General features: G+C 71.8%; 6 protein-coding genes. 3 read left to right on the forward strand and 3 right to left on the reverse strand.

Annotation, left to right across the window (positions count from 1 at the left end; all coding sequences use genetic code 11):
• The first annotated feature begins 205 nt into the window (after positions 1-205).
• Complete coding sequence (locus tag ACIRB4_RS15390; RefSeq protein WP_403291453.1) at positions 206-1780, forward strand: polysaccharide lyase family 1 protein; 1575 nt, start codon at positions 206-208, stop codon at positions 1778-1780.
• An 87-nt stretch (positions 1781-1867) separates the two neighbouring features.
• Here the strand turns inward: ACIRB4_RS15390 and ACIRB4_RS15395 are convergent, their stop codons facing one another.
• From ACIRB4_RS15395 to ACIRB4_RS15405, 3 genes are all read right to left on the reverse strand, one after another.
• A complete protein-coding gene (locus ACIRB4_RS15395) occupies positions 1868-2197 on the reverse strand; it encodes a hypothetical protein (RefSeq protein WP_403291455.1) in 330 nt (109 codons plus the stop codon).
• A 125-nt stretch (positions 2198-2322) separates the two neighbouring features.
• The gene (locus ACIRB4_RS15400) at positions 2323-8499 is read right to left on the reverse strand and encodes a DNRLRE domain-containing protein (protein ID WP_403291457.1); all 6177 of its coding nucleotides are present in this window, start codon (positions 8497-8499) and stop codon (positions 2323-2325) included.
• Between the two features lie 157 nt (positions 8500-8656).
• Positions 8657-10564, reverse strand: coding sequence for an ABC transporter ATP-binding protein (locus tag ACIRB4_RS15405; protein WP_403291848.1), 1908 nt, complete (start codon positions 10562-10564; stop codon positions 8657-8659).
• Between the two features lie 617 nt (positions 10565-11181).
• Between ACIRB4_RS15405 and ACIRB4_RS15410 the strand changes: the two genes are divergently transcribed.
• Complete coding sequence (locus ACIRB4_RS15410) at positions 11182-11805, forward strand: class I SAM-dependent methyltransferase (RefSeq protein ID WP_403291459.1); 624 nt, start codon at positions 11182-11184, stop codon at positions 11803-11805.
• A gap of 266 nt (positions 11806-12071) precedes the next feature.
• Positions 12072-13493, forward strand: a complete 1422-nt coding sequence (locus ACIRB4_RS15415; protein WP_403291461.1) for a phytoene desaturase family protein — start codon at positions 12072-12074, stop codon at positions 13491-13493.
• Positions 13494-13579 lie beyond the last annotated feature (86 nt).

Below are 13579 nucleotides of genomic sequence, written 5' to 3' on the forward strand. Positions count from 1 at the left end.
TGGACGGCGGATCACACCCAGTGCTGAGGGGACGCCCCCACTTGGGCCTTCGCCCCAACTGAGGCCCTGCACTACGCCGTTGAGTGACGCGTGAGGTGTCGAAGCGCTTTTTTCGCGACCGGTCGGAACCCTTGTCAGCCTCCCCGGAGCGCCCTACTGTCCCCGGACAGAAAGCGCTTTCTCCATCTCTGAAAGGGAGGCGAGGATGAAACGACCCGTCGCACTACGACTCTGCGTCGCGCTGGCCACCATGGCCCTCGCGGCCGCGACCGGTGCGGTTCTCTCGGTACCGGAGGCGTCCGCGGCGACCGGCAGCGCCACCGGCTACGCGACCCAGAACGGCGGGACCACCGGCGGTGCCGGCGGGCGGACGGTGCGGGCCACCACCGGCACCGCGATCCACGCGGCCCTGTGCGGCCGGGCCGCCACCAACACCCCCATCACCATCGAGGTCGAGGGGACCATCAACCACGGCAACACCACCAAGGTGTCGGGCACCGGCTGCAACACCACCGCCGGGGTGATCGAACTCAAGCAGGTCAGCAACGTCACGATCGTCGGAGTCGGCTCCGGAGCCGTCTTCGACCAGCTGGGCATCCATATCCGGGAAGCCAGCAACATCATCATCCAGAACGTGACGGTCCGGAACGTCAAGAAGTCGGGTTCGCCCACGTCCAACGGCGGTGACGCCATCGGCATGGAGAGCGGCGTCCGGAACGTCTGGGTCGACCACGTCACCCTGGAGGCGTCGGGCGGGGAGTCGGAGGGGTTCGACGGCCTCTTCGACATGAAGGACAACACCCAGTACGTGACCCTCTCCTACAGCATCCTGCGCAACTCCGGCCGCGGCGGCCTCGTCGGGTCCAGCGAGAGCGACCTCTCGAACAGCTTCATCACCTACCACCACAACCGGTACGAGAACATCGACTCCCGGGCGCCTCTGCTGCGCGGCGGCACGGCCCACATGTACAACAACCACTACCTGCGCCTCAACGAGTCCGGTATCAACTCCCGCGCCGGAGCGCGCGCCAAGGTGGACAACAACTACTTCGAGGACTCCAAGGACGTCCTGGGCACCTTCTACACCGACGCGGCCGGCTACTGGCAGGTCAGCGGCAACATCTTCGACAACGTGACCTGGTCCAGCCCCGGCAGCGAGAACAAGCCGGCGGGTCCCGACCCCCAGTCGAACACCACCGTCACCATCCCCTACTCCTACCGTCTCGACGCGGCCGGCTGCGTGCCGGACGTGGTGAGCCGGACGGCGGGCGCCGGCAAGGGGCTTCTGGTGTCGGACGGCAGCTGCTCACCGCAGACACCGGCCCCGTCACCGACGCCGACCAGCCCCACGCCCCAGCCGACCACTCCCACGCCGGGGCCCACCACGCCCACGCCGGGGCCGTCCCAGCCCGGTGGGGGCAACCTCAGCATCGGGGCCGGCTCCGACGGCTCCAGCAAGGCCGACGGGACGAGTTACGGCAACGTGCGCGACGGTGACATGAGCACCTACTGGTCACCGGCCGGCTCGACCGGTTCGATCTCGATCAAGTGGGGCTCCGCCACCACCGTCTCCGCGATCAACGTGCGCGAGGCGTCGGGCGCCACGGGCCGGATCGGCGCCTGGAGGGTCGTCAACGCCGACACCGGCGCCGTGCTGACCTCCGGCAGCGGGGCGGGCGTCATCACCTTCCCCCGGACCTCGCTGAACAAGATCACCTTCGAGGTCGTCAGCTCCGCCGGTACGCCGCGGGTCGCCGAGTACGAGACCTACGCCGGCTAGCGCCGCCACCGCCGCGGTCGAACGACCAAGGGGCCGTTCCGGATTCCTCCGGAACGGCCCCTTCACCCTGTCCGGCGGAGGGCGCCGCTACAGCGGAACGCGCGCGACCAGGGCGGCCAGCAGGACACAGGCCGCGGCCGCCGCCCAGAAACGGGGGGCGCGGGTGTCGTCGAGGGCCTTGCGCGGGGTGCCGGCCTTGCGGAGGCCCTTCTCGACGAGCGGGGCGATGCCCACCGCCACGTACACCCTGAGCACCGTCTCGAACAGGTGCGGGCCGTCGTCGGGCGGCAGGAGGACAAAGGCCAGGGCGAATCCGGCGGTGACGGCGGACTCCAGCTTCCAGCCACGACTGTGACGCACGACCAGCACGGCCTGGACGGCCAGGAGCAGCAGGAAGGCGGCTTGGAACACGATCACTGAGACGTCCTCGCTTCCGGAAATCCGGGGGGCCTGTGGACCCCGGGCGAGCCCGGGGTCCAGGGGTGGCTAGAGGGAAGGTACGGGGAGGGGGCCGGTCGTGCCGACCCCCTCCCCTCAGCCCGCTACTTCTTCCAGCGGTTGACCTTGATCCTCGGGTACATCACCCACTTCCAGAACCCGCTCTTCTGCCAGATCCCGACCGTGATCTTGACGCCCTTGCTCTTGGGCATCGCGTTCTTCAGCTGGATCTCGGTGGCGAACCACCGCATCGCGCCGCCGATGGCCTCCAGCGCCAGGCCCGCGATCTTGGCCCAGAAGGCGGGCATGGTGAGGCCGATCCGCCCGAAGGCCGACGCGAGGCGCGCGCCCGCCTTGATGGCGCGGGCCAGCTTCTTGGCCTTCTTCTTCTTGACGTGCCAGACCTTCTTCTTCTTCCAGCGCTGGCCGTCCAGGTCCTGCGAGTTCACCGGGTCGCCCGGGTAGGCGTAGGCGCTGAGCGAGCCGCCGGGGACCGGGTCGGTCTGCAGGAAGCGGCCGGTGGCCGGCGCGTACAGGCGGACGCCCATCAGCGTGGAGCCGCTCAGCGTCTCCGAGGAGCGCTGGTGGCCGCCGACCCAGCCGTACCGCGCGGTGGTCGCGCCTTCGGCCCGGTTGCCGTACTCGTCGGTGCGCAGCACCACGGGCGCCTGGGTGGCGTCCGCCGGCAGCTGCACCGAGACGTCCCCGTGCAGGTTGACCAGCTGCAGGACGAGTCCGCCGGTCCTGCCCGTCGTCGCGGTCAGCAGGCCGCTGAGTCCGTTGACGTAGCGGGTGATGGTGCCCTGGGCGTCCTCGACGGTCCAGGTCGGGTTGTCACCGGTGCCGAAGTGGTGCGTCTTGGACTCGGTCCGCGTCCAGGTGCCGTCCGTCCCCTTGGTCTCGACGGTCCACGCCGCCATGCGGCCGGTGGCGTCGAGGTTCCAGGTCTGGCGGCGGTCGCCGACGGTCTCGCTGTGGACGAGGTCGTTGGCGTAGTACGTCAGCCGGCCACCGGCCGGTGTGGCGGTGGTGCGGCCGAAGGCGTCGTAGGCGTAGCCGCTGTCGACGATCCGGTCGGCGCTGTCGTACGTGTGCGTCGTGCTGGTGGAGCCGGTTCCTCCCTCGGAGCAGTCGGCCGTGGTCAGGCCGGTGCGGTTGCTGTTGGCGTCGAACGCGTAGGACCTGCGGGTGCACAGGGCGTCCGCGGTGTCCTTCGCGGTCACGAGCCGTCCCGCCGCGTCATAGGTGTACGCCGTGGAGGTGGCGGTGCCGTCGGACTGGTGGTGCCCGGCCTGCTGCTGGTGCGCGGTGTGTCCGGTGGTGTCGGACAGCAGCGTCGTGCCGTCGGCGGCCGCGTACGTGCGGGCGGTGGTGTTGCCCGCCGGGTCGCGGTCCACGGTCAGCGTGACGGCGCCGGGCAGGGACTCGGTGGCGAGCTCGCCGTCAGCGTCGTAGGTGCCGGCGAAGGTCCCGGCGACCGAGTCGGTCACCTTGGTGGCCAGACCGCGCGGTTCGACGGCCGTGTCGTAGGCGTACGTCGTGGTCGACGGCGCCGAGTCGGAGACCTGGACCGGCCGGTCCAGGGCGTCGTACGCCGTGGTCACGGTGTTGCCCGTGCCGTCGGTGGTGCTGATCCGGCGGCCGAGCGCGTCATAGCCGTACGCCACGGTGGCGCCGGCGGCGGTCTGCGAGGCGACCTCGCCGGTCTGCTGGTGGTAGACCGTCGTGGCCTCCGGCACCGGGGTGCCCGCGTCACCGGTCACGGCGGACTTGATCTGCCGGCCCGCCGCGTCGGTGGTGACCGTGGTGGTGCGGGTGGCGCCGTTGGCGGTCTCGGTGGCCGTGGAGACGTTGCCCCAGCGGTCGTAGCCGTAGGTCTTGGTGACCCGTTCGGCCGGGTGGGAGCCGCCGCCCGTGATCGTCCCCGCCGGGCTGGTGCGGCACACCAGGCCGGCCCAGGCGGGCTTGCCCGCGCAGGCACCGGTGCCGGTCGCCGACCAGTACTCGGTCACGGTGGTCAGCGCGTCGGTGCCGTTGGAACGTCCGGAGGTCTCCCGGATCTTGCGGCCCGCGGCGTCGTACGCGGTGGTGGTGGTGATCGCCAGACCGCCCGGGTCGACGACGCTGCGCGTCGGCCGGCCGGAGGCCCAGTCGTAGCCGGTCACCGTGGTACGCCGGTCGGCGTCGGTGGCGTAGCCCTTCACGGAGGCTCCGGTGACCGCCGTGGTCACCAGGTCCTGGACCGCCGCGTCGGCGGGACGGCCCTCGTCGTAGGTGTTGACGGTGTGCGTACGGGCCGGGACCTCGGTGCCCGCGGGCAGCGTGCCCGCGGCGGTGCCGCCGGACAGGGCGCGCTCCAGGGTGACCAGGTGCAGCGGGCCGAACTCCTCGGTCTCGCGCCGCCCGTCCGCGCTGTACACGGTGCGGGTGGAGAGCTGCTCGGCGCGTTCGGCGACGGTCGCGTCGACGATGCCGAGCCGGGTGAGCTCCGCCTTGGCCGCGTCGGTGGCTCCGACGGCGAGGGCCCGGTTGCCCGGGGTCAGGGAGCGCTCCTCGGAGCCGTACTGGTTGTAGTCGACGGAGTCGATGTGGCCGCCCGGCTGCGCCGTGTTGACCTCACGGCCGGACGCGTCGGCGTACACGATCGTCGCCCGCTTGTACGCGTCCGCCGTCAGCGAGGTGCCGACGTGGGAGGCGGGGACCTGGTCCGGCGGGAAGACGGCGGTGGCGTCGACCGGGGCGTCGGTCTGGCCCCAAACGGCGACCGCGGCCGCGTCCAGCTGGTACGGGGCGCCGGAGCCCGACACCGGCACCTGGTAGACGACCGTAGTGACGGCCTTCCCGCCGTCGGTCTCGGCGGCGCTGCCCTGCTTGAGGGTCGGCCGCGACGCGGACAGGAGCATGCCCTCGCCCGCCGTGACCGCGGTGCCCGCCTTGCCGTACGTCAGCGTCCACGGCAGCTCGCCGGGCTCGGTGAGTGTGGTGAGCCGGCCCGCGCTGTCGTAGGCGTACGCGGTCTTCAGCGCGGGGCTGATCCGCGGGTCCCACACCTCGCGCAGCCGCCCGGACGCGTCGTACGCGTACTGCGCGACGGTCTCGGCCGTGGCCGCGCTCGCGCCGGGGCTGGTGGCCCACAGCTTGAGCTGCGCGACCTGTCCGGTGTAGCTGCCGAACGCGGTCGACGTCGCCGTGGTGGAGGAGGCGTACACGTACTCGAGGACGCGGCAGCCGTTGGTGGCCGGGTCGGCCTGGCAGGTGGCCGCGTCGACCGCCGGGGAGGCGCCGATCAGGTACTTCGGCCGGGACTGCACGGCGCCGCCGGCGGTGACCTTCTCGGAGACCACGGTGGTGGTGGAGTCGTCGACCGAAAGGGCCGTGGTGGCCAGCGTCCAGGTGGCGGCGGCCGCGTCGACCTTGCGGAAGACGCTCACCGTGCCGCTGGTGTCCTTCAGGGTGAACGAGGTGGTCGGCGAACCGGTCAGGGTCAGGTCCTCGGAGCCCGACTCGGCCTTCCAACCGCCGCCGCTGGTCGCGGTGAAGGCGGTGGCGACACCGGTGGAGTCCAGGATCTCGACCGAGGTGGCCGAGGTCCTGCGCAGCACCGTCCAGTCGGTGCCCGCGTCCTCGGCGCCCACGCCGGAGGACCAGTTGGGGCCGAAGATCGCGGCCTGGCCCTCCTGGACCTCCTGCGCCACCGGGCGGCGCGAGGAGTGCGAACGCTCGGCGGAGAGCCCGAAGACCTCCGCGTCGGTGTCGGTGAAGGTGAAGTCGCCGGTCTGGGCGTTGACCGTACCGGGACCCACCTCCAGGCTCGGCGCGTTGCCCGCCTGCCGGTCCAGGGTGACCTCGACGACCTGCGAGTGATACCTGGCGGCCGTACCGGAGTCGAACACGGCGCGCAGTTCGAGCACGCCGTCCTCGGCGAGCGAGGTGGCCGCGTCCCAGACGAGCGGAGGGGCGGTGCCGGAGGTGACCTGGGCCGGCCAGCTGACGGCCCCTCCCGTGGTGGTGGTCACCTGCGCGGTGGGCACGGTCTTCCAGCTGTCGGTCTCGCCGCGCCGGTACTCGTACGTCACACCGGTGTACTCGGCCTTGCCCTTGGCCCGCAGGGAGACGCGCCGCGCCGTGTCGTCACCGTCGGCGGGGGAGATGACGGCGGCGCCGTCGGCGCCCACCCCGAAGCTGTAGCTGGTGACGTCGGTGGAGAGGTTGCCGCCGGAGTCGACGGTCTTGGCGCGCAGGGTGTGCCAGCCGTCGGCCGGGTCGAGCGAGATGGTCAGCGCGTCACCGCCGGTGCCGTCGACGGTGTCGTCCACGCGGTGGGGCAGGTTGGTGTCGTCCAGACCCCAGTAGTAGCCCTGGCCGTCCGTGGACGCGGTGTCCAGGGTGCAGGTGACCGGGCCGCTCGCGCGGGCGGTCCAGGTGTCCTTGTCGTACGTCTGGCAACTGATCGCGGGCGCGGCCGGCTTGGCGGTGTTCACGCCGAACGGCATGTACGCGCTCCACGGGCCGTAGAAGGTCCCGTCGTAACCGCGCACGCGGTAGCGGAGCTTCGGCCCCGAGGGCAGCTTGTTCGTCGTGGGAACGGTCAGGGTCGCGTTCGACCCGGACGCCACGGCGGCGCTGGTGCCCGTGTAGGTGTACGTGGTCTCGTTGTACGCCGGGTCGGGGGTGATCTCGAACTGGGCCCTGACCGTGGCGCCGTCGGGGTCGGTGACCTTCGCGGACAGCGTCGGGGTCACCGAGGTGACGTACCGGATGCCGTTGTACGCGTTGACGGCGGACGGCGAGATCGCGGTGGCGGTCGGCGACCCGGGGTAGGAGTCGTAGGTGACCGTCAGATGCGGCTCCTGGGCGTGGTCACCGCTGACGTAGTTCGCCGAGCGGTAGCGCCGCCAGGTCGTCGAGTCCGTCTCGCCGGCCCCCTTGACCTGCAGGCCGTAGTTGGGCTGGCCGTCGGCCCACGCCTGCACGATCGCGTCGATGTCGAAGTCGACGGTGCCGGCCGGGCAGGTGGAGTTGTAGCCCTTGGCGGCGGTGCTGGTCACCGCACCGGCGTCGGTGGTCGCCGGCTGCGCGCCCCAGGTGATGGCGGAGGAGCTCCAGTCACCGGTGATGCGCCGCACCTGGGTGCCGGAGCCGCTGGTCGAGCAGGTCGACGAGTAGTACGAGTAGAGACCCAGGTTGGTGTCGTTGATGCGCTTGCCCTTGAAGGCCGACACGTCGAACTTCAGGTACGCGCGGGCCTTGGTGGTGCCGCCGTCGTACGTGCCGGACTTCAGCTCGGCCGAGGAGACCTGCGAGTCCGGGTAGTTGGTGGCCACCCAGGTGTCGGTGGAGGCCGCCAGGGTCGAGGTCGGGTCGACCGTGACCGGGTAGGTCAGGTCCTTGGTGAAGTACTTCGGGTCGGGCGACAGGACGAGGGTCTGCTTGCCGTTCTTCGCCGTCTCGATCTTCACCGGGACCCTGGCCAGGTGCTTGGACTCGCCTGAGCGCGGGTCCTTGGAGGAGTCCCACATCATCGGCGCGGGCGCCTCGGCAACCAACTTGCCGGCGGAGTCCTTGAGCAGCAGCCGCCCGCTGGGCGCCTGGGACAGCTTCAGTCCCTTGGCCTCGACGGGTATGCGGTAACTGACGGGAGCCGTGGGCGCCTTGGCCAGGTGGACGTTCTGCGAGAAGCCCTGGGGCAGCGCGGTGACGGTGAGCGTCTCGCCGCCGCCGAGGTCGTACGCGGCGGTGTCCCCCTTCAGCTTCGGCGCGGGCAGGTTCTTCTCCCAGCCCATGGCGAAGCCGCGCCCGCCGCGTCCGACGGAGGCGAGTTTCCTGTCCCCGCCGTCGGAGACGGTGATGTCCGCCGTCGCCGTACGGGGGCGCAGGTCGGCGCCCGCGTCGGCGAGGGTGGTGTTGATGTCCTGCCAGACGCCGTCCTTCTTGACCCGGACCGGCGCGGCGTACACGGCGGTCTGCATCTGTCCGTCGGGCAGCACATAGGTGGCCGAGGTCTCGGTGCGAGCCGACAGGACCTCGATCCTGCGCTTCTGCAGCCGTGCCAACAGCCGTGCGGACGCCTCGTCCTGGGCCTCTGCGGGGCCCTTGGGGGCGGCGTCCGCTGCGGCGGCGCGCGCGGGGGGCTGCTGAGAGCCGAGCGCGACGGCCTGGCCGGTGGTGGCGACGACCACGGCCGTCTCGGCGGCCAGTACGGCGGCCACCGCGCCGGCGATCAGGCGCAGCCGTTGACGGGTCGATCTGCGCGCAGTGGACCACTGGGGCCTCTTGGGCACAATCCCTCCCAAAATTTGTCTGTGACATGCCACGTCGTGGCGGCAGACAGAATTCCGGCTCCGTGACCGCCCGGTCACCCGAGAAAGGAAACCTCCATAGGATTCAGAGGTTCTCTTGAGCTAACCGAGGCCGCCGGGCCGGGGGAGCGAGGAGGGGTCACGGTGTCGCCCGGTCGTCCATGAGGGTGCCGGAAGGCGCCGGCCCCGCCTGTCCGGGGACGGCCGGGCGGACGAACTGGCGGGCCTGCAGCTCGTACGCCTCGCGGAAGAAGCCCGCGCCGGCCGGGCCCATGAGCTCCTCGAACGTCCCGGCCTCCACCACCCGGCCGTCCTCCATCACGTAGATGAGGTCCGCGTGGGCCACGCTGTGGAGGCGGTGGGTGATCAGGATCGTCGTCTGGCCGGTGCCGGCGAGGCGGTGGATCTGGTCGAAGACCCGCTGCTCGGCCGCCGGGTCGAGGGCGCTGGTCGGCTCGTCCACGATGAGGACCTGGCCGTGGCGGAACCGCGCCCGAGCGAGCCCGATCTTCTGCCACTGCCCGCCGGAGATCTCCTGGCCGCCGCGGTAGCCACGGGCCAGCAGCGTGTCCAGACCCCGGGGGAGCCCCTCGATCACCTCGTCCGCGCCCGCGTAGGCGGCGGCCGCCCGGATCGCGGAGTCATCGAGCGGGCCGCCGGGCCGGCCGATCCCGATGTTGACGCGGGCCGTGAACGGCCAGCGGTGGAAGTTCTGCGCCACCATCGCGATCCGGTCGAAGATCTGGGCCCGGCTGGCCTCGGCCGCGTCGACCCCGCCCCACATCACCCGGCCGCCGTCCGGGAGGTACAGCCCGCACAGCAGCTTGGTGACGGTGGTCTTCCCCGAGCCGTTCCTGCCGACCAGGGCGACCGTCCGCCCCCGGGGGATGACGAGGTCCACCTCGCACAGGGACGGCTTCTCCGCCCCCGGGTAGGTGAAGGTGACCTTCTCGAACCGGATCTCCTCCACCTCCTCGGGAAGGTCCGCCCCGCCGACGGGGATCTCACGGCGGACCGCCTCCTCGCACAGGGTCTCCAGATCGGCGACGAACAGCGACTCCTCCTGGACGTCCGTCACCCTCATCACCAGGTCGGTGATGCTCGCCGAGCCGGTGCGGATCGCGAGGACGGCCGTGCCGCCGACCGCGAGCGCCATCTGCCCGTGCCACAGCAGCACACCGAGCACCGCGTACGTGGCGACGGTCGCCAGTCCGCGCGCCGCGTCCGCCGCCAGCCCCGTACGGGCGCCGATCCACGCCAGCCGGGTCTGCTCCCGCTCGCTCGTCTCGGCCATCCCGCGGAAATGCTCCAGCAGGAACGGGCCGACGTCGTGGACCCGGACCTCACCAGCCGCCTGCTGGTCGATCAGCAGCCGGCTGATCAGCTGCGCCGCCCGCGCGTGCTGCACGAACCGGTGCCAGCTCACATACCGGGCCCGCGCCATCGTCAGCGAACTCCACGCGCTGGGCAGCGCCATGGCGATCAGCAGCGGCAGCAGCAGGGGATGCAGGACGGTGAGCACACCGGCCGCGGCCACGAGGGAGATCGCCGAGGTGACCACGGCCGTGCAGTACCCCACCATCCGGCGCGCGGAGTCCGCGCCCCACTGGGCGGAGTCCATCAGCTTGTGGAACGCGTCGTCCTCGATCGCCTCCAGCTCCACCCGTGCCACCAGCGCCAGATACCGCTCGGTCGCCACCCGTTGGACCTTCGGCTCCAGGATCCCCGTGCCCGCCGAGGACGCCGACTTCAACGCGGACCCGACCATCGCGAGCACCGCGACGACCACCAGGGACGGCAGAGCGGACCGCAGCCGGTCGGCCGTGCTGCCCTGGGCGAGGAGCTCGACCAGGATCGCGTTCACCGCGACCAGGGACACCGCCTGGGTGACACCGCGCCCGAACTCGCTGCCCGCGACCGTGTACAGAGCCCGCCGGTCGGCCGCGCGGGCCAGCCGCACCGCGATCGCCACCTGCCGGGGGAGCGAGAGGGCCATGGAGCGAAGGCTGAGCTTCACCCACACCCCGTGGTGCTGGCTCCACCCCATGTCGTACGCGAGCTCCCCGCCGAACAGCAGCCGTTCGGACGCCGAGGGGCCGCCTTCACCGGCCTCGTGCCGTTCGTTCTCCGTTCCGGCGGCATCGGTCGCACGGGCGGCTGAAGAGCGCATGGTGTCCTCCGGTGGGGATCGGCCGGGTTGCCATCGAGCTCAACGACATGGACGGAAATTTCGAACACACGTTTTTCGGACGCGTCCCGCGCCCCGCGACAGAGCGAGAAACCGAGCGTGCGGGTTACACCGACCCTTGCCGTGCGGGGGCCGCGGTCCGAGCCCGTCATGGCCGAAACGCCGACGCCCTGGCCGGACCGTGGCACGGCGGGGGGAGAGCGGGGACGGAAAACGCCACCCGTGGAACGGATGTACGGCGGCCGGCTCGCCGGGCTGTCGAAACCTCGGGAAGGGTGCCGGAATTCGCCGCCCGCGCTCTTCCGGCCTTTACCTCCGGCTTCCCGGTGTCCTAGCCTGGGTGCCGTAGATCACACGGCTGATCACGCGGCCTCGTGTGCCGCCGTGCGCCGTGATGTCACTTTCCACTCTCATGGTGTGGATTCCCTCTCATGGTGTGGATTCCCTTGGACCAGCGCAAGGTAAGGCGGACGCCGATGGCCGGCACCCAGGACAGGACGCTCGAACCCGGCACGGAGTCTTCGGACTACACCAAGCGGCTCGCCCGCCTGGAGCAGTCGGGGATCAAGCGGTTCCTTCCCACCCAGGCGCCGTACCGGTGGAACCTGAAGCGGCTCGGACTCGGCCGTGTCCTGGACGTCGGCTGCGGCCTCGGCCGCAATCTGCTCAACTGCGAGCCGGGCAGCGTCGGCGTCGACCACAACGCCCACTCCGTGGCCACCTGCCGCGAGCGCGGACTGACCGCCTACACGCCCGAGGAGCTGGCCAAGGCGCCGGACTGCGGGCCCGGCTCGTTCGACAGCCTGCTCTGCGCGCACGTCCTGGAGCACATGGACGGGGAGTTGGCCTCCTCGATCCTGGAGCAGTACCTGCCGCTGGTGAAGCCGGGCGGCTCGGTCGTGCTGATCACCCCGCAGGAGGCCGGCTACAAGACCGACGCGACGCACGTACGCTTCGTCGGCTTCGACGAGCTGCGGCACCACGCGGAGAAGGCCGGTGTGGCCGTCGCGCGGACCTACTCCTTCCCCTTCCCCCGCTCGGTCGGCAAGGTCTTCCCGTACAACGAGTTCGTCCTCGTCGGGAAGGTCCCCACGGCCTGATCCGGCCTGATCCAAACGAGAGGCCCTAGCCGTCCCGGTGGGGCCGGCCGCCGGGCCCGGGCGCGACGAACGCCCGGGCCCGCGACATGAGTTCACCCGGCCGCCGAGGAACACGTGTCTCGGCGACGGGCCGCCCGATGGCCCCCGCCCCCGCGGCGGACCCACCGCCCAGGAGGCCTCCTCCGAGGAGCCCCGCGGCGCACGGCGCCTATCCTGGGACCTGCCGGTCGCCGTACGGCGACCGAGGGCCGACGAAGGAGTCCGAGGTGCCGTCGATGCTCGATGCCGTCGTCGTGGGGGCGGGCCCCAACGGACTGACCGCCGCGGTGGAACTGGCCCGACGGGGCTACTCCGTCGCCGTGTTCGAGGCCAAGTCCACCATCGGCGGCGGTGCCAGGACCGAGGAGCTGACCCTCCCCGGGTTCCGGCACGACCCCTGCTCCGCCGTGCACCCGCTCGGCGTCGGTTCGCCCGTCTTCAAGACCATGCCGCTGGACCGGTACGGCCTGGAGTGGCTGCATCCCCGACTGCCCATGGCCCACCCCTGGGACGACGGCACCGCCGCCGTGCTCTCCCGGTCCGTCGCCGAGACCGCCGCCTCCTTCGGCCCCCGCGACGCCGGCACGTACCGCAGACTCGTCGCTCCCTACCTCGGCAAGTGGGACACCCTGGCACGGGACTTCATGTCGCTGCCGCTGACCGCCCTGCCCCGCGACCCCGTCACGCTCGCCCGCTTCGGCGTCGACGGGCTGCAGCCCTCCACCTGGCTGATGCGCCGCTTCCAGGACGACAAGGCGCGTGCGCTGCTCGCCGGGCTCGTCGGCCATGTCATCGCACCCCTGGAAGGGTTCGCGACGACGGCGATCGGCCTCGTCTTCGCGCTCGCCGCGCACGCGGGCGGCTGGCCGCTGCCCCGCGGCGGCTCCCAGTCGATCTCCGACGCCCTCGCCGCGTATCTGAAGGACCTCGGCGGCGCCGTCCACACCGACTTCGAGGTCAAGCGGCTCGACGACCTGCCGCCGGCCCGTGCGTACGTCTTCGACACCTCGCCCACGGCTCTCGCCAGGATCGCGGGCTTCGGCGGCTTCTACGACCGGTACCGCTACGGCGCCAGTGTCTTCAAGATCGACTACGCCCTCGACGGTCCGGTCCCTTGGACCGCCGAGGCGCCACGCCAGGCGGGCACCGTCCAGATCGGCCCCTCCAGCGGCGAGATCGGCGCCGCGCTGCGTCAGGCGTCCTCCGGCACGGCGCCCCGCACGCCCTTCCTCATCACCGCCCAGCCCAGCCTCGTCGACCCGAGCCGCGCCCCCGAGGGCAAGCACGTCTTCTGGGCGTACGGCCATGTGCCGAACGGCTGGGGCGGCGACCTCACCGAGGCGGTCGAGCGCCAGATCGAGCGCTTCGCCCCCGGCTTCCGGGACCGCGTCCTGGCCCGCGCGACGGCGGGACCGCCCGAACTGGCCGCCCACAACGCCAACTACGTGGGCGGTGACATCGCCTGCGGTGCGGCCCGCGGCCTCCAGTTGCTGCTGCGGCCCCGACTCTCCCTCTCCCCCTACCGCACCCCCCACCCGGCGGTCTTCCTCTGCTCCTCCGCGACCCCGCCGGGGCCGGGCGTCCACGGCATGTCGGGCCACAACGCCGCGAAGGCGGTCTGGCGCCGCCTGCGCGCGACCCGGGACTGACCGCGCGGTCCCGGACGGCGGCGTGCGCCCGGAACATCCGCGCCGCCGCGCCCGCAAAGCCAGGCATGCGCCCCGCGACATCCGCG

Source organism: Streptomyces sp. NPDC093600, from assembly GCF_044764755.1.
Classification (GTDB): Bacteria; Actinomycetota; Actinomycetes; order Streptomycetales; family Streptomycetaceae; genus Streptomyces.